Consider the following 23,184-nt stretch of genomic DNA (forward strand, 5'->3'; position numbering starts at 1 on the left):
GGCGTGGCAGGGTCGCGCCCATGACCTCTCGCATCTCCCACACCACGTTCGACGCGCGCGACTCCTACGCGCAGTCCGTCTTCTGGGCCCAGGTCCTCGGGTACACCGACGTGCCCGGCGACCCCAACCTCCCCGGCCACGAGGAGTGCATGATCATCCCGCCCGCCGACGCCGCGACGCCCGTCGAGAGCCGCGGCCACGTCCTGTTCGTCGAGGTGCCCGACGGCAAGGAGCTGAAGAACCGTGTCCACCTCGACCTGCGGCCCACGGACCGCACGCGCGAGGAGGAGGTCGAGCGCGTGCTCGCGCTCGGGGCGACGCAGGTCGCGGACCGGCGCACGCCCGACGGCGGCGGCTGGGTCGTGCTCGCCGACCCGGAGGGCAACGAGTTCTGCATCCTGCGCAGCGACGCCGAGCTGGCGGCGGCGGCCGCCCGTTAGCGGTCGGTGATCCGGATCCAGCCGCGCTGGGCGGCCCGCGCCCCGGCCTCGAACCGGCTCGTCGCGCCGAGCCGCCCCATGAGCCCCGCGGCGTGACGCCGGACCGTCCGCGGCGAGACCCCGAGCCGCGCGGCGACGGCGGTGTCTGTCTTGCCCTCGGCGAGGAGCCGCAGCAGCGTGTCCTCGCTCGGGGCGAGCGCGTCGTCGGCCGCCCGTGCCCGGCCCCACTCGGACTCGGCGAGGGCCCGCAGCGCGAGGACGGCGTCCCGGTCGGTCACGGCGCGCGTGCGGTCCGGCCGGGCGACGAGGACGACCGTGTCGTCGAGGGCGACGAGCGACAGGGGCAGCGCGGGTGCCACGCGGTGCTCGACTGCCGGACCGGCGCCGGGCGCGTCGTCGGGGATGCCGGGGCGGCGGTCGGCTGCGGGTGACGCGGCGTCGAGCGGACCGTCGCCGAGGGTGTCGTCCTCGGGCGGAACGTCGTCGGTCGGCCCGACGCGGGGCGGCCCTGCCGGCTCGACCGTCACGATCCGCACGCGCGCCTCGCGGCGCGTCTGCTCGCGCACCCGTGCCCACAGGGGGTCCGGGTCGTGACTGCTGCCGTCGTCGAGCACGAGGACGTCGCGCGCTCGACGCAGCGCGACGGCCCGCGCGGAGCGCCTGGCGCCGAGGACCGGGTCTCGCTCCGACGACGTCACGCGGTGTGACTCTAGTCGACCCCCGCGCGGCGCTCCCGGGCCGTCCCGGCGGGCGGACCGATGTGACGAACGCGGAGGTCAGCGGGCATTTGTCCTCTTCCGGACACGTCGGATTTGTTTACACCGCGTCCGTCCGCTGCCAGGCTTCCCCCGGACCGCCGGGTCGGGCTTCGTGCTGCCCGGCGTCCAACGTGCCGGGACGGACCCGGTGCCGGTGACGGAGGGGGCCCCATGGGCGCGCAGCCCGACGACCTGACCCTCGTGGACCTCGTCCACGAGCACGCACGCGAGCGGCCGGACCACGCGGCCGTCGTCGTCGTGCCGGAGGTGGGCGAGCGGCGCACGCTGACCTACGCCGAGCTCGACGCGCAGGCGGCGGTGCTCGCGGCCGACCTCGCCGCGCGCCACGAGCCGGGCGACCGGGCCCTGGTCCTCTACTCGGCGACCGCCTCGTTCGTCGTCGGGATCGTGGCCTGCTTCTACGCGGGCCTCATCCCCGTCCCGTCCCCGCTCCCGGGCGGCCAGGCCTATCAGCGCGAGCGCGTGCGCGGCATGCTCGTCGACTGCGACGCGGCCGTCGTGCTCGTCGACCCGACCGCCGCGACCGAGACGACGGAGTGGGCGGAGCCGCTGCGGCGCGCCGACGGCGGTCCCGTCGTCGTGACCGTGGTCGACGGCGCCACGGACGGCCCGGCCCGGCGCGGCCGCCCGGGCCCGCAGGACGTCGCGTTCCTCCAGTACACCTCCGGGTCCACGAGCAGCCCCAAGGGCGTCGTCGTCACGCACGCGAACGTCCTGCACCACCACGACGCCTTCTCGACGACCCTCGGCCTCGTCCCGGAGGACGTCTTCTGCAGCTGGCTGCCGGGGTACCACGACTTCGGCCTCGTCGGGATGCTGCTCGTCCCCCTGGGTCTCGGCGCGACGGCCGTCATCGTCCCCTCCACGTCGTTCCTCAAGCGCCCCGTCCGCTGGCTCTCCGCGATCACGGAGACCGGGGCGACCGTCACGGCGTCGCCGAACTTCGGCTACGACCAGTGCGCGCGGCGCGTGCGCGACGACCAGCTCGCCGAGCTCGACCTCTCCCGCCTGCGCTGGGCGCTCGGCGGGGCCGAGCCGGTGGACCCCGCCGTCCTCGACGCCTTCACGCGCCGGTTCGAGCCCGTCGGGTTCCGCGGGTCGGCCCACGGCCCGGGGTACGGCCTCGCGGAGGCGACGCTGACGGCCACGTACCCGGACCGCCGGCTCCCGCTCGTCATCACCGCGGACGAGGCGGCGCTCGCTGACGGCCGCCTGGTCGTGCTCGAGGAGGCGTCGTTCCTGTCCGCCCTCCCGGACGCCGCGGCGCAGGGCCGGGGCAGCGTCCCGGGCGCGCGGCTCGTGTGCTGCGGCCCGCCGAGCGGGGTGGAGCTGCGCCTCGTCGACGACCAGGGCGTCGAGGTGCCCGACGGCGCGGTCGGGGAGGTCTGGCTGCGCGGCGGCACCGTCGCGGCCGGGTACTGGGGAGACGCCGCGGCGGGCGCGACGGCCGAGACGTTCGGCGCCGTCGCCGCCGACGGGACGGGCCCGTGGCTCCGCACCGGGGACCTGGGGGCGCTGCACGGCGGCCAGCTCGTCGTCACGGGCCGCATCAAGGAGCTCCTCATCGTCGCGGGGCGCAACCTGTACCCCTACGACCTCGAGCGCGAGCTGCGCCGCCTGCACCCCGGGGCCGAGGGCCGTCCGGGCGCGGTGTTCGAGGCGGAGGGCCTGCCGGGCACGCTGTGCGCGGTCCAGGAGTTCCGGCCCACGCCCGGCGCGCGGCTCGGCGCGAGCGCCGACGACGAGCTGGACGCGGTCGTGCGCCAGATGGCCTCCCACCTGGCCTCCGTGTCGGGCGCCCCGGTGCACGACGTCGTCCTCGTGCGCCCCGGCCAGGTGCCGCGGACCACGAGCGGCAAGATCCAGCGCGGTCGGGCGCGCGACCTGCACGGCCAGGGTGACCTCGCCGAGCTCCACTCCCTGCGCGCGTCCCGAGACCGCGCGCGCACCGAGCTCGCAGGGACCCGATCATGACCGCACCGCTGCCCGGAACGCTCGACGACCTCGTGCTCCGCCACGTCGCCGCCGCCCTGGGGGTCACCCCGGCCGACGTCGACCCGGCGGGCGACCTCGCCGGGCTCGGCCTCGGCTCGGTCCAGGTGCTGGCCCTGCTGGGCGACCTGGAGGACGCGCTCGGCGTCGACCTGGACCCGGAGGCCGTCGTCGACAACCCGACGCCCCGCGCGCTCGCGGAGCACCTGCGCAGCGTCGTCGACGTCCCCGGGACGGCGGCATGACGACCCTCGTCGACGTCGGCGCGCACGTCCCCGCGACGCGCGTGCCCATCCGCGACCTCGCGGACGAGCTGGGCCTCGACCACCTCGAGCTCGGCGTGTTCGAGCGCTTCTTCGGGCTCCGTGAGGTGTGCACGGCGCCGGACGAGAGCCTCACCGACCTGCTCGTCGCCGCGGCGCGCGCCGTGCCCGGCCTCGCCGGGAACGAGCACCGCGTCCGGTACGTGCTCGGCGCGCGGACGATCGCGACCGTCGCCCCCGTCGGGGTCAACCCCCTGCACGACGCCGCGGACCGCCTCGGGCTCGACCACGCGGTCGTGTGGACCCTCACCCAGCACGCGTGCGCGTCCGCGCTGCTCGCCGTGGACGTCGCGGGGCGCCTGCTGGCCGCCGACGGCGACCCCGACGCGCTCGCGCTCGTCCTCACCGGCGAGAAGGCGTTCAGCCCCGGGTCCCGCCTCATCGAGGGCACGACGATCATGGGCGAGGGCACGGCAGCCGTCCTCGTGGCGGCGGAGACCACCGCTGGGGTCTCGGCGCGGGTGGGCAGCCCCGTGCTGTCCTACGCGACGCGCACCCTGGGCGAGTACCACCAGGTCCCGCTCCCGGAGGACCTCGCCGGACCGTTCGGCGTCGCGTACACCGAGGTGCTCGCGCAGGTCGTGCTCGAGGCCGTCGAGCGCGCGGGCCTGACGCTGGACGACCTCGCGCTCGTCCTGCCGCACAACGTGAACCGCGTGTCGTGGCGGCGCCTGTGCTCGCGCCTCGGGCTGCCGATCGCGCGCGTCCGGCTCGACGACGTGCCCGTGACCGGGCACTGCTTCGGCGCCGACTCGTTCATCGGCTACGCCGCCGCGCGCGCCGAGGGCCGGCTGCAGCCCGGCGACCCGTTCCTCATGGTGGCGGTGGGGCTGGGTGCCACGTTCTCCGCCATGGTCCTGCGCTACGCGCCCCACGAGACGGAGGAGCCCGCATGACGGTCGAGCAGGTGGCGGAGGCCGCCGCCCCGGACGCTGCCCCGGATGCCATGACGGGGGCCGCTCGCGAGCCGTTCCTCGCGCGGACCAAGCGCGCGCTCGCGGGCGCCCCCGACGCGCCGCTGGTGCTGCTCGGGAACTTCGAGGTCGAGGACGCGTGGGCGGTCGGGGAGGTCGGCCTGCCCTCGGTCGGCGGCGCGTCGGCGACGGCCGCGCTCGTCAACCGCATGGACGAGCTCGCGCTGCTCCTCGCCGGCCCGGACGACCACGTCGTGCTCAAGGCCGAGCCCGACCCGGACCACCTCGCCCACCTGGACGCGCTCGGCGTCGGGCTCCCGACCGTGCACGTCGCCGAGTCGAGCGACCCCCTGCGCACCGTCACCCTCGACGCGCTCGACTCGCCCGCGCTGCTCGCGCGCCTGCGCGACCTGGCGGCAGACGGGGTGCGCCTCCTCGCGCACGGGACGTCGGCGGCGGAGGAGGACCTCGCGGTCGCGACCGGGCTGCCCTCGGTGCTCACCGACGCCGCGACGACCAAGGCCGTCAACAGCAAGGTCTACAGCCGCGGGCTGTGCGACGAGCTCGGGATCGAGCAGGCCCGCGGCTGGGCGTGCCGGACCGTCGAGGACTTCGAGCGCGCGTGCGCCGAGGCGGCGCGGCTCGTCGCGGACGGCGCGACCGTGGGCGTCAAGGACGCGTACGGCGTCTCCGGCAAGGGGATCCTCGTCGTCGACGACCCGCGCCGCCTCGACCAGCTCGTGCGCATGGTCACGCGCCGGGCCGCGCGCTCGGGCGACGACCGCCTCGCCGTGGTCGTGGAGGTCTGGGCCGACAAGGCGACCGACCTGAACTACCACTTCACGGTCGCGCAGGACGGCTCGGTCGCGTTCGACTTCGTCAAGGAGGCGATCACCGAGGGCGGGGTCCACAAGGGCCACCGCATCCCGTCGCGCCTGCCGGCGGTGCAGGTGGACGCGCTGGCCGAGCTCTCCGGACGCCTCGGTGCGCGGCTCGCCGCCGACGGCTTCCACGGCCTCGTCGGGGTCGACGCGCTCGTGCGCACGGACGGCTCGCTGCTGCCGGTCCTGGAGATCAACGCGCGCAGCAACATGTCCACGTACACCGTCCCCCTCCAGGAGCGGTTCCAGCCGGACGGGTGGGTCGCGCTCGCGCGGCAGTACCCGCTCGTGCTCGACGCCCCGCTGTCGTACGCAGCGCTCCACGACGTCCTCGGCGACCTGCTCCCCGGCGCGGCCGGGCAGGCGGGCCTCGTCGTCCAGGGGACGGGCACCGTCAACGCGGGCGCGTCGTCCCCGACCCCGGGCGGCACGTTCGCCGGCCGGCTCCACGGCCTCCTCGTCGCGCCCGACGAGGAGGCGCTGACCCGCCTCGACCGCGCCGTGGCGGAGCGGCTGGCCGGGCGCACCACCGCAGGACCGACCGGGCGCACGACCGCGGACCCGACCGAAGGAGACCCCCGATGACCGCGACGCCGAGCCGGCCGACGCCCGGGAGCGCGGACCTCACCGCGGTCGCGGAGGAGTTCGGCACGCCCGTGTACGTGTACGACGGCGACGTGCTCGCCGCGAACTACCGCGCCCTGCGCGAGCGGCTGCACCCCGCGCTGGGGATCTTCTACTCGCTCAAGGCGAACCCGAACGTCAGCATCTGCGGGCTGCTGCACTCGCTCGGCGCGAACGCCGAGGTGTCGTCGCTCGCCGAGCTGCGCACGGCGCTCGCGGCGGGCGTCGAGCCGCAGGACGTCCTGTTCCTCGGGCCCGGCAAGAGCCGGGACGAGCTCGTCGCGTGCCTCAACTCGGGCGTGCGCGCGATCATCGTCGAGTCGCTGCCGGAGCTGGCGCTGGTGGACGAGCTCGCACGCGCGACCGGGCGGCCCGCGCGCGTCGTGCTGCGCGTCAACCCGTCGTTCTCCGTCAAGGGCTCCGGGCTGACGATGGGCGGCAAGCCGCGCCAGTTCGGCATCGACGAGCAGCAGCTCCTCGACGCGCCGGACCTGTGCGCCGGGCTCACGACGGCCCGCGTCGTCGGGGTCCAGGTGTACATGGGCACGCGCATCCTCGACGAGGGGACGATCGTCGAGAACACGACGCGCATCTTCGAGCTCGCGGAGCGGCTCGCGGACCGCCTCCGCTTCCCGCTCGAGCTCGTCGACGTCGGCGGGGGCCTGGGCGTGGCGTACTTCGAGCGCGAGCGCGACCTCGACGTCGAGGTCCTCACCGCGGCGCTCAACCCGGTGGTCGAGGCGTTCGTGCAGCGGCACCCCGCGACGGACCTCGTCATGGAGCTCGGCCGCTACCTCGTGGCGCTGTGCGGCACGTACGTCGCGCGCGTGCGCTACGTGAAGGAGTCGATGGGCGAGCGGTTCGCCGTCGCCGACGGCGGGACCAACCACCACATGGCGGCGGTCGGCATCGGGTCGTTCGTCAAGCGCAACTTCCCGATGCGCAAGGTGGGCCCCACGTCCGGCGCCGAGGACGTGCCGTGGAACGTCACCGGCCCGCTGTGCACGCCCAACGACACGATCGGCAAGGCCGTCCCGCTCCCGGCGGACCTCGCGGCCGGCGACCTCGTCGCCGTCGACCGGTCCGGCGCGTACGGCGCGACGGCGTCGCCCGTGCACTTCCTCAGCCACGGCTACCCCGCGGAGGTGCTGACGCTGGGCGACGAGTCGTTCCTCGTGCGGCACGCGGACACGCCCGACGACCTCCTGTCCCGCCAGGTCTTCCACGACCTCGGCGCGCGCGTCGCCCCGGCCGAGGCCGTCGCCGCACCCTGACCCGCCGGCCGGCCCGGCCGGCACCCAGCCGCCGCCCGCACCGCGGGCGCCCGACCCACCCGGAGGAACCATCGTGAGCATCGGTACCGGCACGAACACCGAGTCCCAGGAGGCCCTCGGCCGCGAGCGCGTCGTCGGCGCCGTCGTCGAGGCGCTGTCGAGCGTCCTCGGTCGCCCGCTGCCCGACGTCACGGACGCGACCCGTCTGTTCGACGACCTCGACCTCGACTCGACGAGCGTCCTCGGCCTGCTCATGGCCCTCGAGGACTCGCTCGACATGGAGGTCGACCCGGAGTCGCTCGAGCAGCACCACCTCGAGAGCGTGGGCTCGCTGACGGACTTCGTCGTCGAGCACTCGACCCGGAACTGACGTGACGGTCGGGGGCGGGAGCAGGGCGGCGTCCTGGGCAGAGCCCGGCGGAGCCGTCCTGCGGGTGCGGGGCGTCGTGGACGTCCCGGTCGACGACCTCGTCCCCGTCGGGGACGGCACGCGCCGGTCGGTCGCCGAGGACCTGCGGTACGTGTACGGGGAGGACCAGCCGACCGACTGGCTGGAGACCGGCCCGGGCCGGGACTACCCGACGATGATCCGCGCGGCGCGCTCCGCGCTCGCGGAGCGCGGCCTGCTCGACCACGTGCGCCTCGTCGTCCTCGTCGTCACGACCCCCGACCTCCAGCACGAGCGCCTGCTCGGCGGGTTCGTCGCCGACCTGTTCGACGACCGGCCGTACACGTTCTGCGTGACCGAGCAGGGGCTGGCCGGACCGTTCACCGCGCTCCGGCTCGCGCACGAGGAGCTCGCTCACGGCGGCCCGCAGGGTGTCGGGCTCGGGGGCGACGCCCTCGTCCTCGTCCTGGAGCAGTGCACGCTGCCCCCGACGTCGACACGCGTCCCCGCGCGCGACCGCGTCGTCGCGCTCGTCGTCGGGCACGACGGCGCAGGACGGCCGGTCGAGTCGCTGTCGGTCGCGCGCGCGCCCCGCGGCCCCCGGCCGGACGGGGTGCACGCGAGCGGAGCCGTGGCCTGGTGGGGGCCCGTCCCGGACGACGCCCGCCGGATCGTCCTCGGCGTCGACGTCGACCCGGGCGAGGTGCCCGACGTCGACGGCGACGTCGTCCTGCACGCCGACCCGGGCGCGGCGGCGACGGGCGTCTGGGAGGTCCTGGCCGCGTGCGACGACGTCCCGGACGCGCCGGTCGTCCTGCACGAGCGGTGCCTCGAGCTGGGCTACCGCTGCTCGCTCGTCCTCGGCCCACGCGCTGTCGCGGCGACCTCCCCGGACGCCGACGACCTGTCCCGAGAGGCGGTGCTCGCATGAGCACGGACGTCGTCGCCCCCGCCCCCGTCGCGGCCGGCGGGGTGCTGCCTGAGGACGAGGAGGTCCGCGTGGACGGCCCCGCCGACCTCCGCGCCGTCGCGCGCGAGCTCGGCGCGGTCGCGGCGCTCACCGCGCTCGGGCGCCTGCTGCCCGTCGCGGCGCTGCCGGGCGAGTGCGTCCTGCTGCCCGACGACGTCCCGCCGCCGGACGGGTGGGCGCGGGTCGGCGAGGTGGCGTCGGACGTCGGCACGCTGCTCGTGTGGCGCGCGCCCCGTGCCGCCGAGGCACCCGGAGCTGCCGCACCCGCCGCCGACGCGGGCGTCGCGACCAGCGCGGCCGACGCCGCCTGGCGCGTCGGGGTCGCCTGGGTCCGGACCGGGTTGTGCGAGCGTCTGACCGACCGGGCCGTCGAGCGGCTGCGCGGCCGGACGGTCGGCGGCACGACGACGGTGAACCTGCCGCCCGTCCGCCTCGTCCTCGCCGACGCGGCGCTCGCCCACCTCGAGGCGCAGGCGCTCCTGGGCGGGGTCGCCTCGCGGGACGAGGCCCCGGCTGCCGGGTCGCCGGATCGACGCCCCGTGGTCTCCGGGACCTCGCTCGCGCGCGTCACCGCGGTCCTCGACCGCTCGTCGCGCGCCGTCCACAACCTCTTCGGCGCGTCGGGGTACGTCGACGGCGACGCCGCGCGGCTCGCGCGCACGATCGACCTGCTCGGCCACGCGAGCGGGACGCTGCCGGGTCGCGGCTCCGAGACACACCACGGCCGGGAGGGGCAGGACGCATGACCACCGTCGACCTCGTCGCGCTGCGCGACCACCTGCGGCCCGTCGGCGCGGCGCTCCGCGAGCACGCCCTCGCGATCGACGCCGACCCCGCCGCGCTCCAGGTGCTCCTGGACTCCGGCGCCCTCCCGTACCGACAGCTCGGCGGGTTCCCGCCGGGCTACCTCGACGACCCGCTGCGCGTGCGGGGCGTGCCGGTGCACGTGCGCACGTGCGTGGAGCGCGTCGTCGTCGCCGAGGCGCTCGCGTGGGGCGACGCGTCCGTCGTCGTCGGGGCGCCCGGGCCGTCCATGTCCGGGGTCGTCGTGGACGACCTCGCGGACGAGGAGCAGCGCGACCGCTTCTACCGTCGCGTGGCGCAGCCGGCCACGTGGACGTTCTTCGGCCTCACCGAGCCCGAGCGCGGCTCGGACGCCGCGGCGCTGGAGACGGCGGTCGTCGAGGCCGACGGCGCTCCCGTGCTGCGGGGGCACAAGAAGTACGTGGGCAACGTCGCGCGCGCGAGCCTGGGCGTCGTGTTCGCGCGGCACCGCCCGGGCCCGCTGGGCGTCGGCGTGCACCTCGTCGACACCGACCGCCCGGGGTTCGACGCCGCGCCGCTCGTGACGAACGGGATGCGCGCGGTGCAGCTCGGCGAGGTGCGGCTGCGCGACGTGCCCCTGCTGGCGCAGGACACGCTCGGGCGGCACCTGTCGCCGTCGCGCCGCGGCCTCCTCGGGGCCGTGCGCACCTTCAACCGGCTGCGACCCGTCGTCGCGTCGCTCGGGGTGGGCGTCACGCAGGCGGCGCTCGACTACGTGCGCGCCGAGCGGTCGTCGTTCACCGCCGACGAGCGGTGGCGCCTGGAGACCTTCGACGACCGGCTCCACGCCGCGCGCGCCCTCGTGCACCAGGCCGCACGCGCCGCCGACGCGGACCCGGCGGACGGGACGCTGCCGGCGGCGGCCAAGGCCACCGCGCTCGACCTCGCGGAGGAGGTCACGCACGCGGTGCCCGCGCTGCTCGGCCCCGGCACGCGGTGGGAGCACCCGTACCTCGACAAGCTGGTCCGCGACGTGCCCGGCCTGGAGATGATGGAGGGCACGCGGACCGTCCAGCGGCTCACCCTCGCGCAGGGCTGGTTGCAGGGCAGGGCACGGCATGCCGAGCTCGTCTAGGGAGGCGGCCGCGACCCCGGTCGCGACCGCCTCGCCGCGACCGGAGGCGCCGCCGCCCGTGCCGCCGCCACCGGTCGCGGGGCCGACGGTCCGGGCGCTGCGCCGCCGCGTCGTGCGCCTCGCCGCCCCGATCTGCGCGGCGCTCGTCGTGGGGGCGCTCGCGCAGCTCGTCATCGCGGCGCTGCTGGGGCACATGGGCGACGACGCGCTCTACGTCCGGTCGCTCTTCATCCCTGTGACGTTCCTCGTGCTCGCGGTCCAGGAGGGCCTCGACGTCTCGACGCAGGTCGGCTTCGCGCGCCTGCACGGCTCTCGCGCTCGGGTCTCGGGCGACGACACCGGGGACGGTGCAGGGGACGACGACGGCGCGACCGGCGTCCCGACGTCGGCCACCACGGCGCTGCTGGGGCGGTTCGTGGGCGGCGGTACGGCGGTGCTCGGCGGGGTCGCGCTGCTCGTGGTCCTCGCCGCGCCGGCGCTCGCCGGCGTGCTGTCCGTGCCCGGGCCGCTCGTCGCGGAGTTCGTCGCGTTCGCGCGCTGGACCGTGGTCGCGAGCGTGCTGTCGGTCCCGACGGCGGTCGCGGCCGCCGCGCTGCGCGGATGGGCGCGCACGGGCGCGTCCGCGACGGTGGCCCTGCTCGTGGCGGGGCTCCAGGTGCTCGTCGTGTGGCTCGTCGGGCTCCTGGCCGGGTTCGGCGTGCTCGCGGTCCCGGTCGCGATCACGGGCTCCACGCTCGTCGGCGCGGCCGTCGCCTGGGCGCTCCTCGTGCGGGCCCGGCTCCTTCCGCGGCCGGGTCACGTCCCCGGGCTGCGGCGCCTGCTCGCGCTGCGTCACCACCCCGCGCCGCAGCGGCTCGCCGCGGCGTGGCGACGGGTGCTCCGCGCGCTCCCCGCGGGCTCGTGGACCACGCCCGCCCCGCCGCCTCCGTCCTCCACGACGCCCCCGGTCGCGGCACCGTCTGCCCCGGCGGGTGCTGCGCCGTCCGACCCGCTCTCCGTCCCGCCGGCCGCCGAGCCGACGACGTCGGACGTTCCTCCCGAGGGTGTCGTGGTCGAGCGGGTCGACGTGCGCGGGCTGCTCCTCGGCGTCGGCCTGCCGGTCGGCCTGTCCTACCTCCTGCTCACCGTGACGAACCTCGTCATGGTGTGGGTCCTCGGGCCGTCGGGCACGGACGTCGTCGCGGGGTTCGGCGGCGCCGCGACGGTCCAGACGCTCGTGATCGTGCCGGCGATCGGGCTCGCCGCAGCGGTGAGCATCGTCATGAACCAGCAGTGGGGCGCTGGGGAGCTCGGCCTGCTGCCGCGCACGCTGCGCGCGGGCACGGTCGTCGTCGCGGGCGTGTACGTGGCGGTGGGGGCGCTCGTCCTGCTGACCGCGCCGGTCGTCGCGGGCCAGCTCTCCGCGGACCCGGACGTCGCCGCGCAGGCGGCGCTCTACCTGCGCGTGGTCGGGCCGTCGTACGCGGGCGTCGGGCTCGTGCTCTTCCTCCTGACCCTGCTCGAGCAGCTCGGGTACGGGCGCGTCGCCGTGACGCTCAACGTGCTCTACCACGCCGTCTCGCTCGGCGTCGGCGGCATCCTCGCGCGCGCCGGCGGGGGCCCCACCGCGCTGTACACGACGATCGCCGTGGCGAACGTCGTCGGGCTGGTCGTCATGCTCCCCGTCGCGGTGCGCCTCGTCCGGCGGCGGGCCACCGACGCGCCGGCCGAGACGGCCGAGACGGCCGGTTCGGCCGTGGAGGCCGCGCCGTGACCGCGCGGGGGACGACGCCGCCGGTCCAGGACGTACCGGGAGCGGGCGCGGTCCCGCGTGCGGCGGCCGGTCCGGGCTCGGGCGCCCCCGAGCCCGTGCTCAGCGTCGTCGTCATGCACCACCCGGCGCGGGGCGACGTCTCGGACCTGGTCGCGGCGTGCGCGCCGCTCGACGTGCGGGTCGTCGAGGACCCCGACCCCGACGGCCCGCCCAGCCCGCTGCGCACCGCGAAGCGCGCCTGGGCCGCCGTCGCGCCGGGCGCGACGCACCACCTCGTGCTGCAGGACGACGTGACGCCCGTCCCGGGGTTCGCCGACCTGGTCCTGCGGGCCGTGCGCGCCCGGGACCGGCACGCCGTCGCGCTCTACTCGAACTGGAACAGCCCGCGCAACGCCTACCTCGTGCGCGCGGCGGCCGCCGCCGGGCAGGCGTGGGCGCCGCTCGGCCACGACGAGTGGGTGCCCACGCTCGGCCTCGTCCTCCCCGCGGACGGCGCGCTGCGCCTCGCCGCCCATCTCGCGGCCCTGCCCGACGACGAGCGGGACGACGACGAGGCCGTCGTGACGTTCTGCGCGCGCGAGGGCTACCCGGTCGTCGCGACGCTGCCGCACCTGCTGGAGCACGGCGACGGCCCGAGCCTCGCGGGCAACGACGCGCACGGGGCCCGGCACGCGACGGTCCCGGCGGGCGACGCCGTCGACCCGGACGCGTGGGACCGGCCCGGCCTCGACCACGAGCCGACCCGCTCGCCCGCCACCGCGCGGCCGGTCGCGGTCACGCTCGAACGGTCGCGCTGCACGCTGCGCGTGCTCCGCCCCGGCGTCGGCGAACCGCTCGAGCACCCGTTCGGCTGGGGTTGGGACGCGTGGTCGTGGTGGCTCGGCGTCGACCCGGAAGCCGTCGCGCACGACGTGACAGTGCTCGTCGCGGGTGCGTCCCCGGAGCTCGGCCACGTCTCGCGCGACGCGCTCGGCGAGCTCGGCGCGGCGTGCTGGCTGCTGGGTCACGACGTCGCCCGCACGGCCTGGCCCCCGCCCGCCGGCCCCGACGCCCCGGCGCACCGCGCCGCCGCCGTCCGGACGTGGGTGCTCTCCGGCCTCCTCCCCGCCGACCGCCCGGAGTACGTGGTCGACGAGCTCGTAGCGTTCGGCCTCGACGCGCTGACTGCGGGCGAGACGTCGACCCGCACCGCGCCGAACCCGGGGTTACGGGCGGGCTCGACGACGGGGTCGCCCACAACCCCGGGTTCGGCACCGGTCGTCGGGGTTCGGGTGGGCGACGGTGCGGCCCGTGTCGGCCTCGAACGGGTCGCGCTCGCCGCCGCGCGGGTCCTCGGGGAGCGCGACGCCGAGGTCGTGTGCCGGGCGGCGGGACCCGCGGTGCCGGTGCGCGTCGTCGTGCACGACTGCCCGGCGTGCGGTGCGCGCGCCGAGGGCGCGGTGCGCCGCCTCACCGCGCAGGTCGAGCTCGACGGCGCCGCCGAGCACCGGGCCGCCGGGGCCGACGCGAATGACGCACCCGAGGCAGCCGCCGGGCAGAGCCGCCGGGCCGTGGTCGAGATCCTCGCGTGCGAGCAGGTCGAGCCGCGGGGGCTCCTTGGCGTCGAGCCCGGCGGCCGTCACGTCTCGCGCGGACTGTGGGCGTCGCGCAGGACGGCGGCCGCACCCCCGCGCGCGACGACGGGCGAGTCGCACCGCGCGACGACGGGTCGCGTCGACGCTCGGGACCTCACCGCGGCGGACCTCCTGGTGGCGCTCGCGGGCTCCGGCACCGCGCACGTGCTCCCGGTCGTGACGCGCGCGGTCGGGGACGCGCCCGGCCGGCCGAGCCCGGCCGCGCTGGGGCTGCAGCACACGCCCGGGCTTGCGCAGCGGTACGCGGACGTCTACGCGGAGGCGCGGCTCGCGCGGGCGGAGACGCTGCTGTGAACGCGACCCCGACCGGCCCGTCGGTCCACGCGTCGACGGGTGCGTGGGTATGGCGCGGCGCGGCCCTGCTGCTCGATCTCGACGGGACGCTCGTCGACTCGTCCGCCGCGATCGAGCGGCACACGCTCGCGTGGGCGGCCCGGCTCGGGCTCGAGGGCGACGCCGTGGTCACGGCGTCGCACGGCCGTCGCGACGTCGAGGTGGTCCGCCTCGTCGCGCCGGGCGCCGACGTCGCGCGCGAGGTCGAGTGGCTGCACCGCATCTCGTGCGACGACACCGAGGGCGTCGTGGCCGTGCCGGGTGCCGCAGAACTGCTGGACGGTCTGGACCCGCGGGCCTGGACGGTGGTGACCTCAGCGGCGCGCGAGGTCGCGCTCGCGCGCCTGACGGCCGCCGACCTGCCCGTGCCGGCGCGGTTCGTGTGCGCGGAGGACGTGGCGCGCGGCAAGCCCGACCCGGAGGGTTTCCTCGCGGGGGCGCTGCTGCTCGGTGTCGACCCGCGGCGGTGCCTCGTCCTGGAGGATTCCGCCGCGGGGGTCGCTGCGGGCCGGGGCGCGACGGCGACCGTGCTCGCCGTCGGCCCGGACGACGTCCCGGGAGCGCACCACGGCGTCGCGGACCTGCGCCCGGTCGTCGCCCGTGCGGTCGACGGCCAGGTGGAGGTCGTGGTGACCGCGCGGGACGCGGGTGCTGTCGAGGTCCCGGTCGAGCTCCTGCCGGCAGGGCAGCTCGACGGGCTCGACGACGGCCTGCCGGAGTTCGTCGCATGAGCGCGGTCGATCCGGAGCCCGAGGTCGAGCTGTGGTTCGTCGACACGACCCCGGCACCCGCCGACCACGACCCGAGGGTCGCCGTGGGCGCCCTGCCGGACGCCGAGTCGTCGAGGACGGAGACCGGTGTCGCGCTCGGCGCGGACGAGCCCGGTGCCGAGGTGCTGGACGCGGCGGAGCACGATCGTGCCCGCCGCTTCGCCTCGCCGGCGGACGCCGCCAGGTACGTGCGCGCCCACGTCGCCGCGCGCGAGATCCTCGCGGCGCGCACGGGCCTGCCGCCCGCGGACGTGCGCTGGGAGGTGGGGACGCACGGGAAGCCGGGTCCCGTCGTCGGGCAGCGGTGGAACCTCAGCCGCAGCGGCGACCACGCGCTCGTCGCGCTCGCCCAGACGGACGTGGGCGTCGACGTGCAGGTGCGCGACCCGCGCGTGGACGTCCACCGCCTCGCCGCGCGGTTCCTCGCCCCGCGGGACGCGCGGTCGGACGCGGACGGGGACCTGTGGCGGCGGTTCTCGCGGCTGGAGGCCTGCGCCAAGGCGGTCGGGGGGCGGCTGCTCGACGTGCTCGGGCTCGACGTCCGGGCGACCGGGATCGTGCGGGCCGACGTCGGCCCGTGGCGCGGTCAGGAGTGGTGGGTGAGCGACGTGGCTGCGCCCGTCGGCGCCGTCGCGGCCTGCGCGACGCCGGGGCCGCGGCCGCACGCGCTCCGCACCCGGGTCTGGGACGCGGAGCCGCCGTCGCCCACGGCGCGGTGCGGTGCGGGAGGTGCGCGGTGAGGGTCGTGCACCATCTCGAGGTCGGCGGGCGCGCTGGCGAGGCGCCCGCGACGTGGGGCCAGACGGCGATCCGGCGCGCGCTCGCCGCGCTGGAGCCGCTGGACCACCAGTTCAACCTCGTGTGGGGCGGCCCGCTCGACGCGGCGGTGCCGACCGAGGCCGCGACCGCCGTCGTGCGTGCGCTCGTCGAGCAGCACGACTCGCTGCGGACGCGGATCCACCCGCGCGACGACGGGTTCGTCCAGGAGCTCTGCGGTGTGGGGGAGGTCGAGGTCGTCGAGGAGCGGGTCGCCGACGTCGGCGAGGTCGCGGCGTGCGGCGCGCGGCTCCGCGACGAGCTCTGGGGCCGCGCGTTCGACTACCCGACCGAGCTGCCCGTGCGGGCCGGCCTCGTGACGGTGGACGGCGCGGTGCACCACACGACGCTCGTCGTCGCGCACACCGCGCTCGACGGCTGGGGGCTCCCCGTCCTCGACGGCGACCTCACGGCCCTCGCCGCGGGCGGCCCGCTGCCGGACCGCGGGGCGTGGACGCCGCTCGACGAGGCGGCCTGGCAGACGTCGGACGAGGGACGACGGCACGACGCCGCAGCGCGCGCACGCACCCTGCGCACCATGCGCGCCGCCCCGGCGCAGGTCTTCGCGCCGCGCCCCGCCGAGGCGCCCGACGGCGGGCCGCGGTACCGGCAGACGGTCCTGCGCTCGCGACGTCTGGGGCCGGCGGCCGAGCGCGTGGCCGCCCGCTGGCGGACGAGCACGTCCGGCGTGCTGCTCGCGGCGTCGTGCCGGGCGCTCGCCCTCTCCGCGGGCCGTGACGACCTCGCGCTCCAGGTCATGGTGAGCAACCGCTTCCGCCGGGAGCTCGCCGAGGCCGTCGTCACGACGGCCATGGAGGGCCTCGTGCACGTGGACGGCCTCGACGCGCCGTTCGACGAGGTGGGCACGCGGGTCTGGCGCGCGGCGATGACGGCGTACCGGTCGGCGTACTACGACAAGGACCGGCTCCAGGCGGAGGCCGCGGCCGACCCGTCGACCGCCCACGACGGCACCTGCTGGTACAACGACCGCCGCGGCACCGGTCCCGACCGGACGCTGCGCGCCCGCCCCTCGCGGTCACGCCGGCTCGCACGCGCCGACGCGTCCGACGAGCAGGGCGGCGTCACCCTCACGCTGCACCTCGTCGACGCCCCGGGCGGGGGCATCGACGTCGTCCTCACCGCCGACACGACGCGCCTGGACGACGCGACGGCGGAGCAGGTCGTCCGGGACCTCGAGCTCTGCGTGCTCGACGCGTCGCGCGCGGGGAGCCCCGGCGGGGAGGTCACGCGCCGGTAGGTGCGCCCGCGTTAGCGGCCAGCGAGCGGACGACGAGGGACTGGGCGAGCGCCCCGAACGGTCCGTCCTCGTCGTGCAGCGTCGCGTGCGTGACGCCCGTGCCAGACGCCCCGAACACGACGGTGGTGTCGAGGCCGACCCAGCCGCCCAGCGGGGCCCGGAACAGGTGGGCGGTGAGGTCGACGTTGGGGAACGCGACCTCCCGCGGGTCCGCGCGCACGGCCATGCCGTTGGCGGCGTCGAGCAGGCCTGCGGTGCGCGCGAGCGGCCCGACCTCCTCGTCGGCGACGAGCGGGACGTCGGTGCGCACCCAGACCGTCGCACGTCCCGGCTCGACCGCGGTGCGGCGGACCTCGATGGAGTCGATGAAGCCGCCGGGCCAGACGGTCGCGGGGTCCCAAGGCGGCGTCCGGTCCGGGCCGGGCACGGGTGCCGGCGCACCGCCGGCGAGGTCGGAGGTGTCACTCGTCCGCGCGAGCCACGCCCGGAGCGAGACGGCGCAGCGGCCCGCGCACCAGAGCGTCGCCTCGACGAGCTCCACGCCTCGCCCGGGGCGGAGCACCTGGACCCGCGTCTCCACGTCGCCGATCGGGAAGACGCCCCAGATGTCGTAGGAGAGGCGCGACACCGCGAGGTCGTCGCGCCCGCGGGCGACGCGGTCGGTCTCGACGACGTGCGCGAGCAGGCCGAGCGCGGGCGCGACGTGCTGCTCGTCGGTGCGCCACGCCCCGCCGACGTGCGTGGTCGCGCGGAACGTGGCCGCGCCGGTACGGACGAAGTACGCCATCGTGCCCCTCGGGTGGTGGGTGGTCGCCCGTCCGGGGGACGAGCGGGACGAGCACGAGTGTGCCCGATCCCGGGGGTCACGGTCGTCGCTGCGCCCCGTCCGTGGCCTGTGGCCCGTGGTCCGTGACCGAGGCGAGTCAGGGGGAGCCGAGCGCCGCGCGGGCCGCCCGCGAGACGGCGGACGCGAGGCGGTCGAGCGACGTCGAGTGCAGGCGCCACTGCTGCCAGTGCTGCGGCACGTCCACGGCCCGGGCGTCGTCGAAGCCCACGAGGCGCCCCGCGCGCTCGGCCCGGGCGCTCTGGAGGTCGGGGAGCATGCCCCAGCCCATGCCGAGCTCGATCGCGCGGCGGAACTCGTTGGACGCGGGGACGAGGTGGCGGGGCGGGTCGATCACTGTCCCCGTCGCTGTCCCCGCTCCTGTCCCCGCCGCACCCTGCGCGCGCAGCCGCAGGTAGCGCTCCTGGAGGTCGTCCTTGCGGTCGAACGCGAGGACGGGTGCGCGCGAGAGCGCGGCGAGGGTCGGGCCGTCCGGGAACCAGCGCGCCACGAACGCGGGGCTCGCCATGGGGCGGTAGCGCATCTGGCCGAGCAGGGTCGAGCGGCAGCCCGGGACGGCCTCGGCGACCGAGGTCACCGCCGCGACCGCCGTCCCGTCGCGCAGCAGCCCGATGGAGTGCTCCTCGTCCTCGCGCAGCACCTCGAGCCGGGCCCACCCCGACGCCTCCACGAGGGCCGGCAGTGCCCACGTGGTCATCGCGTCGCCGGAGACGACGAGCGTGATCTCCGGGAGTGGCGCCGCGCCGTCGTCGTCCGCGGCCGGGTCGCCCGCGGGCCGTTCCATGGCCCCGATCCCCAGCTCCGCGAGCACGTCCGCCTGCTGGAGCGCGAGGTGGCACGCGTGCCGGACGAGCACCTGGCCCGGGGGCGTGAGCTCGGCGGGCTTCCCGCGTCGTACGAGCACCTGGCCCACGGCTGACTCGAGCGCGCGCACGCGCTGGCTCACGGCGGACGGGGTGACCCCGAGCCGGTGCGCGGCGGCCTCGAACGTCCCGGCGGCGGCGATCGCGGCGAGCGTGCGGAGCTGGTCGGGCTGGAGGTCCACCATGAAGCAGATCTTAGGGAAGTGCAGGATCTTTCGCTGTACTTCACACTGCCCGGTGCCTACCGTCGAGGGCGTGCTCGCCGCTCTCTCGCCCGCCGCCGCCGGTCTCGCCGCCGGGCTGTCCCTCATCGTCGCGATCGGGGCGCAGAACGCGTTCGTGCTGCGCCAGGGACTGCGCCGCGAGCACGTCCTGCCCGTCGTGCTCGTCTGCGCGCTCTCTGACCTCGTCCTCATCGCCGCCGGGACGGCCGGGCTCGGCGCGCTCGTGACCGGCGCGCCCGCGCTGCTCACCGCGGTGCGCTGGGGCGGCGCCGCGTTCCTCCTCACGCTCGCGGCCCTCGCCGCCCGGCGCGCCCTGCGGCCCGGTGGGCTCGACCCGGCCTCGGGTGCCGGCGCGACGAGCGCCCGCTCCGCAGTCGGGACGTCGCTCGCCCTCACGTGGCTCAACCCGCACGTCTACCTCGACACGGTGCTGCTCCTCGGGTCGCTCGCGGCGGGCTACGCCGCCGCGCACGGCGGGGCAGCGGGCGACCCCGACGCCGTGCGGTGGCTCTTCGGGGCGGGCGCGATGGTCGCGAGCGTCCTGTGGTTCACCGCGCTCGGCTTCGGAGCACGCCTGCTCGCGCCCGTGTTCGCCCGCCCCGGCGCGTGGCGCGTGCTCGACGGCGCGATCGCCGTCGTCATGGCGACGATCGGGGTGTCGCTCCTGCTCGACGGCTGACGCGGCGTCGTCCTCAGGACGTCGCCCAGACCCCCAGCTCGTTGCCGCTCGGGTCGAGGAAGTGGAACCGTCGGCCGCCGGGGAACTCGTACGGTCCCTCCGCCACCTGGCCGCCCGCGCCCTGCACGGCGGCGAGCGTCGCGTCGAGGTCCGCGGAGAACAGCAGGACGAACGGACCGCCGCGCGACACGTCGCCCGCCTCCGCGAGGCGCAGACCGCCCGCCCCGTCCCCACCCGACTCCGCGGCCGTGCGGATCCCCGCGTACCCGGGGCCGTAGGGGACGAACTCCCAGCCGAAGGCCGCACCGTAGAACGCCTGCGCCGCCACAAGGTCGGTCACGGGGAGCTCGACGTAGTCGATCGAGTGGTGGACGCCGTGCACGTGGCTGCTCATGCGGTCATCGTCGCGCGGGCCACCCACAGAGGGAGTGTCCGATGAACGGTGGGCGGGCCACGGCGTTCCTTAGTTGCTCGAGGGGTTGATGCGCCCCTCGAAGGTGATCGCGAACGCGTTCAGCGCGGCCTTCCACCGGATGACCCATCGTGCCCGACCGCGGCCGGTCGGGTCCAGGGACCGGGTCACGAGGTAGAGACACTTCAGCGCTGCGGCATCGTTCGGGAAGTGCCCACGGGCGCGGACCGCGCGCCGGTAGCGGGCGTTCAACGACTCGATCGCGTTCGTCGTGCAGATGATCTTGCGGATCTCCACGTCGTAGTCCAAGAACGGGATGAACTCGCCCCATGCGGACCGCCACAGCTTGACCGCGGCCGGATACTTGCCGACCCACTCGTCTGCGAACTCGTCCATCCGGACCTCGGCCTGCTCGGCGTTCACGGCTGTGTAGATCGGCTTGAGGTCGCGGGCCATCTTGTCCCAGTCCTGTCGGGCGGCGTAGCGGAACGTGTTGCGGATCAGGTGGATCACGCAGGTCTGCACCTGCGCCAGCTCCCACACGGTCGTGATCGCGTCCGGCAAGCCCTTGAGACCGTCGCAGACCGCGATGCACACGTCGCCCACGCCGCGGTTCTTGATCTCGGTGAGCACGTTCAGCCAGAACTTCGCGCCCTCCCCGCCGTCGCCGGCCCAGATCCCGAGGATGTCGCGTTCCCCGCGGGTCGTGACACCGATGACGACGTAGAACGGCTTGTTCGTGACCTGCCCGTCGCGAACCTTGACCACGAGGGCGTCGATGAAGATCACGGGGTAGACCTCGTCCAGCGGCCGGGTCTGCCATTCGGCCATCTCGGCGACGACCTTGTCAGTGATCCGCGAGACGGTGTCCTTGGAAACGCTGGCACCGTAGACCTCGGCGAAGTGCGCGCTGATCTCCCCGGTCGTGAGCCCCCGTGCGGTGAGGGACAGCACCAGCTCGTCGACACCGTTCAGGCGCCGCTGCCGCTTGCGAACGATCGTCGGCTCGAACGACCCGTCACGGTCGCGAGGCACGTCGAGCTCCACCGGACCGATCTCCGTCAGGACCGTCTTGGACCGGGTGCCGTTGCGCTCGTTCGACCCGGTCTTGGCGGCACGCTCACCGGGCGGGTAGCCCAGATGCTCGGTCAGCTCCTCGTCCAGCGCGGTCTCCAAGACCTGCTTCGTCAGGCCGGTCAACAGCCCGTCCGGGCCGACCAGATCGATCCCCGCCGCCTTCGCCTGCGCCACCAGCTGCTGCGCCAGCGCCTGCTTCTCGTCCCCGTCGAGCGTCACGGGCTCGATGATCTCGGTCATCCTGCCTACTTCCCGCCAAGCCTGTGCTCGGCGTGTCAGGCCGAGACCCACCCACCGTTAATCAGACAGACCCAGCTTGGGAGAGCCGTTGGTACCCATTTCCGCAATAACTGGAGAACGTACGCACAAGCGGGCATCATCATCGTTGGGGTGGTAGCTGCTGGCGCTTGCGCGGTTGCAACTGCTGGCGTCTGCGCGGGTGCGAGTGGCATTATTATGTCGGCGGCGATCGGTGCCGCCTCCGGGGTTGCTGCATATCATGTCGGAACCCCGAAGAAGAGCAGAACACGGAGCGGATACCTGCAGGCGGCGGCCTTTGGGGCGATTCCCGGAGGGGTTGGAAAGTGGCTGGGCGCCCGGCAGATGGGTAGATGGGTCCAGCCTAGGTGGTTCACAAGTAGGCTATTTGGTCCGAACGGCGGCAAGCACACCCGGCCCATCATCAATCGAGGGTCAGGTGCGAGGAGGTAAACGGTGAGACCCAAGACATACTGGGAATATATGGCTAGGTTGGCCTTGGCGGGGCTTGCCTTCTTTATGGTTGGGGTTTCGAACCTATTGGGCTTGGATGGTCCGATTCGCTGGGTCGTGACGACGTGTTTGGGTTGCGTCTTTGCGGTTTGCCTGTCGCAAACTCCACGATCGAACACCCCGGGGAACTGAAACTCTCATACCTGCGGCGCGTCGCCGTCCGCTGCCGACTTCAAGGCGATCGTCGAGGACGAACTTGACCTCCGGGCTGAGGGCTGAGAAACCCCTTCCGACCAGCGAGAAACGCAACGCCGATAAGATGCCTTATGTCAAAGCGCCTCGTCTATCGCTTGACGACCAGGTCCTCCGTCCGTTCTCCGTGGTCCCGCCTAGAGTCGAGAGTCGGTGCCCCGTTCGGGGCGAGCGACCGGTCAGGTGAGGTGGTCGAAGTCGCCGCGCACCCAGGCGGCGTGACGCTCCGCGGAGCGGAGCACGACTCCGCGTGCGTCGGCCGGGATCACGCCCTCGAAGTTGTTGTAGAGCCGCTCGAACGGGCGGCGCGCGACGCGCTCGGCGACGCGCAGCACGACGGCGGCGGACAGCGGGATGCGGTTGGGGTAGGACCGCATGAAGCTCACGGACGTGCGGTCGGGGTTCGCGAAGATCGTGTCGCCGGACAGCAGCACCCCCCGGCCCTCGGCGCCGGCCGCCCAGTGCACGACGGCGCTGCCGGGGAAGTGGCCGCCCGGCTGTGACAGGACGACGCCGGGCAGCACCTCGCGCTCGCCGGTCCAGGTCTCGATGACCGGGTCGGGGCGCGCGACCCAGTGCGCGTCGGCCTCGGCGACGAGCACGGGTACGCCACCGAGAGCGCGGCTCCACGCGACCTGGACGCCGAACATGTGCGGGTGGCTCGCCGCGATCGCGACGACCGGGCCGAGCGCGCGCACCCGGGCGACGGCGTCGTCGTCGACGTAGCCGGGCGGGTCCCAGAGCAGGTTGCCCGCGGGGGTGCGCACGATCTTGGCCTGCTGCCCGATGCCGACGCTCGGCTCGCTCGTCAGGCCGAACAGGTCGGGCTCGAGCTCTTCCAGCACGAGGCGCTCGCCTGCCGCGGCGAGCTCGGCGAGCGTGGTCCACGCCTGCCCGCTCGCGGGGACCCACTGGCGCTCGTCGGCGCAGATGGCGCACACGCCGGGTCGTTCGGCGTGCTCGACCGCGCACGTGCGGCAGATCCACCATTCCTCGAGGGAGGCAGCGGCGTCGGGCGCGAGGGGCTCGGGGGACGGCGTCGTCGTCATGGGCACAGGTCTACCGTCACCCGC

General features: G+C 75.7%; 22 protein-coding genes. 16 read left to right on the forward strand and 6 right to left on the reverse strand.

The window, feature by feature from the left end; translation table 11 throughout:
• Positions 1 to 20: 20 nt before the first annotated feature.
• The gene (locus tag ACN9MS_RS00570) at positions 21 to 440 is read left to right on the forward strand and encodes a VOC family protein (RefSeq protein WP_426310245.1); all 420 of its coding nucleotides are present in this window, start codon (positions 21 to 23) and stop codon (positions 438 to 440) included.
• Here the strand turns inward: ACN9MS_RS00570 and ACN9MS_RS00575 are convergent.
• Complete coding sequence (locus ACN9MS_RS00575; RefSeq protein ID WP_426310246.1) at positions 437 to 1,138, reverse strand: helix-turn-helix transcriptional regulator; 702 nt, start codon at positions 1,136 to 1,138, stop codon at positions 437 to 439. The genes ACN9MS_RS00570 and ACN9MS_RS00575 overlap by 4 nt on opposite strands.
• A gap of 231 nt (positions 1,139 to 1,369) precedes the next feature.
• On the opposite strand from ACN9MS_RS00575, the gene ACN9MS_RS00580 reads away from it, so the two are divergent.
• The 14 genes from ACN9MS_RS00580 to ACN9MS_RS00645 all read left to right on the forward strand — a co-directional run bounded on the left by ACN9MS_RS00580 (position 1,370) and on the right by ACN9MS_RS00645 (position 17,049).
• A complete protein-coding gene (locus ACN9MS_RS00580; protein ID WP_426310247.1) occupies positions 1,370 to 3,193 on the forward strand; it encodes a fatty acyl-AMP ligase in 1,824 nt (607 codons plus the stop codon).
• Entirely contained in the window at positions 3,190 to 3,456 is a 267-nt protein-coding gene (locus ACN9MS_RS00585) for an acyl carrier protein (RefSeq protein ID WP_426310248.1), read from the forward strand. Before ACN9MS_RS00580 ends, ACN9MS_RS00585 begins: the two co-directional genes overlap by 4 nt.
• A complete protein-coding gene (locus ACN9MS_RS00590) occupies positions 3,453 to 4,430 on the forward strand; it encodes a 3-oxoacyl-[acyl-carrier-protein] synthase III C-terminal domain-containing protein (protein ID WP_426310249.1) in 978 nt (325 codons plus the stop codon). The genes ACN9MS_RS00585 and ACN9MS_RS00590 overlap by 4 nt, the downstream gene beginning before the upstream one ends.
• Positions 4,427 to 5,914, forward strand: coding sequence for a hypothetical protein (locus tag ACN9MS_RS00595; protein WP_426310250.1), 1,488 nt, complete (start codon positions 4,427 to 4,429; stop codon positions 5,912 to 5,914). The genes ACN9MS_RS00590 and ACN9MS_RS00595 overlap by 4 nt, the downstream gene beginning before the upstream one ends.
• Positions 5,911 to 7,227, forward strand: a complete 1,317-nt coding sequence (locus tag ACN9MS_RS00600; RefSeq protein ID WP_426310251.1) for a type III PLP-dependent enzyme — start codon at positions 5,911 to 5,913, stop codon at positions 7,225 to 7,227. The genes ACN9MS_RS00595 and ACN9MS_RS00600 overlap by 4 nt, the downstream gene beginning before the upstream one ends.
• Positions 7,228 to 7,300: 73 nt before the next feature.
• Positions 7,301 to 7,597, forward strand: coding sequence for an acyl carrier protein (locus tag ACN9MS_RS00605; protein WP_426310252.1), 297 nt, complete (start codon positions 7,301 to 7,303; stop codon positions 7,595 to 7,597).
• 1 nt (position 7,598) lies between these two features.
• Positions 7,599 to 8,546, forward strand: a complete 948-nt coding sequence (locus ACN9MS_RS00610; RefSeq protein ID WP_426310253.1) for a hypothetical protein — start codon at positions 7,599 to 7,601, stop codon at positions 8,544 to 8,546.
• Positions 8,543 to 9,331 carry an acyl-CoA dehydrogenase family protein gene (locus tag ACN9MS_RS00615; protein ID WP_426310254.1) on the forward strand — a complete coding sequence of 263 codons (789 nt, stop codon included), beginning with the start codon at positions 8,543 to 8,545 and terminating at the stop codon, positions 9,329 to 9,331. Before ACN9MS_RS00610 ends, ACN9MS_RS00615 begins: the two co-directional genes overlap by 4 nt.
• Positions 9,328 to 10,485, forward strand: coding sequence for an acyl-CoA dehydrogenase family protein (locus tag ACN9MS_RS00620; RefSeq protein WP_426310255.1), 1,158 nt, complete (start codon positions 9,328 to 9,330; stop codon positions 10,483 to 10,485). The genes ACN9MS_RS00615 and ACN9MS_RS00620 overlap by 4 nt, the downstream gene beginning before the upstream one ends.
• Positions 10,469 to 12,238 (forward strand): MATE family efflux transporter, encoded by a 1,770-nt coding sequence (locus ACN9MS_RS00625; protein WP_426310256.1) that lies wholly within the window; start codon positions 10,469 to 10,471, stop codon positions 12,236 to 12,238. The genes ACN9MS_RS00620 and ACN9MS_RS00625 overlap by 17 nt, the downstream gene beginning before the upstream one ends.
• Positions 12,235 to 14,166 carry a hypothetical protein gene (locus ACN9MS_RS00630; protein WP_426310257.1) on the forward strand — a complete coding sequence of 644 codons (1,932 nt, stop codon included), beginning with the start codon at positions 12,235 to 12,237 and terminating at the stop codon, positions 14,164 to 14,166. Before ACN9MS_RS00625 ends, ACN9MS_RS00630 begins: the two co-directional genes overlap by 4 nt.
• The gene (locus ACN9MS_RS00635) at positions 14,163 to 14,936 is read left to right on the forward strand and encodes an HAD-IA family hydrolase (RefSeq protein ID WP_426310258.1); all 774 of its coding nucleotides are present in this window, start codon (positions 14,163 to 14,165) and stop codon (positions 14,934 to 14,936) included. Before ACN9MS_RS00630 ends, ACN9MS_RS00635 begins: the two co-directional genes overlap by 4 nt.
• Complete coding sequence (locus ACN9MS_RS00640) at positions 14,933 to 15,715, forward strand: 4'-phosphopantetheinyl transferase family protein (protein WP_426310259.1); 783 nt, start codon at positions 14,933 to 14,935, stop codon at positions 15,713 to 15,715. The genes ACN9MS_RS00635 and ACN9MS_RS00640 overlap by 4 nt, the downstream gene beginning before the upstream one ends.
• Before the next feature lie 5 nt (positions 15,716 to 15,720).
• Positions 15,721 to 17,049, forward strand: coding sequence for a condensation domain-containing protein (locus tag ACN9MS_RS00645; protein ID WP_426310260.1), 1,329 nt, complete (start codon positions 15,721 to 15,723; stop codon positions 17,047 to 17,049).
• Here ACN9MS_RS00645 and ACN9MS_RS00650 read toward each other — a convergent pair.
• On the reverse strand, positions 17,036 to 17,836 hold the full coding sequence (locus ACN9MS_RS00650; protein ID WP_426310261.1) for a thioesterase family protein: 801 nt from the start codon (positions 17,834 to 17,836) through the stop codon (positions 17,036 to 17,038). The genes ACN9MS_RS00645 and ACN9MS_RS00650 overlap by 14 nt on opposite strands.
• 136 nt (positions 17,837 to 17,972) lie before the next feature.
• Positions 17,973 to 18,941 (reverse strand): ArgP/LysG family DNA-binding transcriptional regulator, encoded by a 969-nt coding sequence (locus ACN9MS_RS00655; protein ID WP_426310262.1) that lies wholly within the window; start codon positions 18,939 to 18,941, stop codon positions 17,973 to 17,975.
• A 52-nt stretch (positions 18,942 to 18,993) separates the two neighbouring features.
• On the opposite strand from ACN9MS_RS00655, the gene ACN9MS_RS00660 reads away from it, so the two are divergent.
• Positions 18,994 to 19,659: a LysE/ArgO family amino acid transporter gene (locus ACN9MS_RS00660; protein ID WP_426310263.1), complete on the forward strand. Its 666-nt coding sequence runs from the start codon at positions 18,994 to 18,996 to the stop codon at positions 19,657 to 19,659.
• Positions 19,660 to 19,672: 13 nt separating this feature from the next.
• Here the strand turns inward: ACN9MS_RS00660 and ACN9MS_RS00665 are convergent, their stop codons facing one another.
• The 3 genes from ACN9MS_RS00665 to ACN9MS_RS00675 form a co-directional block, all read right to left on the reverse strand.
• On the reverse strand, positions 19,673 to 20,053 hold the full coding sequence (locus ACN9MS_RS00665; protein WP_426310264.1) for a VOC family protein: 381 nt from the start codon (positions 20,051 to 20,053) through the stop codon (positions 19,673 to 19,675).
• A 69-nt stretch (positions 20,054 to 20,122) separates the two neighbouring features.
• Entirely contained in the window at positions 20,123 to 21,388 is a 1,266-nt protein-coding gene (locus tag ACN9MS_RS00670) for an IS256 family transposase (protein ID WP_155100305.1), read from the reverse strand.
• A gap of 902 nt (positions 21,389 to 22,290) precedes the next feature.
• Positions 22,291 to 23,160 (reverse strand): MBL fold metallo-hydrolase, encoded by an 870-nt coding sequence (locus ACN9MS_RS00675; RefSeq protein ID WP_426310265.1) that lies wholly within the window; start codon positions 23,158 to 23,160, stop codon positions 22,291 to 22,293.
• Between the last annotated feature and the right edge of the window lie 24 nt (positions 23,161 to 23,184).

Source organism: Cellulosimicrobium sp. E-16, assembly GCF_049913115.1.
Taxonomy (GTDB): Bacteria; Actinomycetota; Actinomycetes; order Actinomycetales; family Cellulomonadaceae; genus Cellulosimicrobium.

What these genes read in the sequence shown, in the direction of transcription:
- ACN9MS_RS00655 (WP_426310262.1), bottom strand. Translation starts at nt 18,941, where the DNA reads ATGGTGGACCTCCAGCCCGACCAGCTCCGCACGCTCGCCGCGATCGCC.
- ACN9MS_RS00590 (WP_426310249.1), top strand. Translation starts at nt 3,453, where the DNA reads ATGACGACCCTCGTCGACGTCGGCGCGCACGTCCCCGCGACGCGCGTG.
- ACN9MS_RS00625 (WP_426310256.1), top strand. Translation starts at nt 10,469, where the DNA reads ATGCCGAGCTCGTCTAGGGAGGCGGCCGCGACCCCGGTCGCGACCGCC.
- ACN9MS_RS00620 (WP_426310255.1), top strand. Translation starts at nt 9,328, where the DNA reads ATGACCACCGTCGACCTCGTCGCGCTGCGCGACCACCTGCGGCCCGTC.
- ACN9MS_RS00595 (WP_426310250.1), top strand. Translation starts at nt 4,427, where the DNA reads ATGACGGTCGAGCAGGTGGCGGAGGCCGCCGCCCCGGACGCTGCCCCG.
- ACN9MS_RS00600 (WP_426310251.1), top strand. Translation starts at nt 5,911, where the DNA reads ATGACCGCGACGCCGAGCCGGCCGACGCCCGGGAGCGCGGACCTCACC.
- ACN9MS_RS00670 (WP_155100305.1), bottom strand. Translation starts at nt 21,388, where the DNA reads ATGACCGAGATCATCGAGCCCGTGACGCTCGACGGGGACGAGAAGCAG.
- ACN9MS_RS00570 (WP_426310245.1), top strand. Translation starts at nt 21, where the DNA reads ATGACCTCTCGCATCTCCCACACCACGTTCGACGCGCGCGACTCCTAC.
- ACN9MS_RS00585 (WP_426310248.1), top strand. Translation starts at nt 3,190, where the DNA reads ATGACCGCACCGCTGCCCGGAACGCTCGACGACCTCGTGCTCCGCCAC.
- ACN9MS_RS00640 (WP_426310259.1), top strand. Translation starts at nt 14,933, where the DNA reads ATGAGCGCGGTCGATCCGGAGCCCGAGGTCGAGCTGTGGTTCGTCGAC.
- ACN9MS_RS00665 (WP_426310264.1), bottom strand. Translation starts at nt 20,053, where the DNA reads ATGAGCAGCCACGTGCACGGCGTCCACCACTCGATCGACTACGTCGAG.
- ACN9MS_RS00615 (WP_426310254.1), top strand. Translation starts at nt 8,543, where the DNA reads ATGAGCACGGACGTCGTCGCCCCCGCCCCCGTCGCGGCCGGCGGGGTG.
- ACN9MS_RS00650 (WP_426310261.1), bottom strand. Translation starts at nt 17,836, where the DNA reads ATGGCGTACTTCGTCCGTACCGGCGCGGCCACGTTCCGCGCGACCACG.
- ACN9MS_RS00580 (WP_426310247.1), top strand. Translation starts at nt 1,370, where the DNA reads ATGGGCGCGCAGCCCGACGACCTGACCCTCGTGGACCTCGTCCACGAG.
- ACN9MS_RS00675 (WP_426310265.1), bottom strand. Translation starts at nt 23,160, where the DNA reads ATGACGACGACGCCGTCCCCCGAGCCCCTCGCGCCCGACGCCGCTGCC.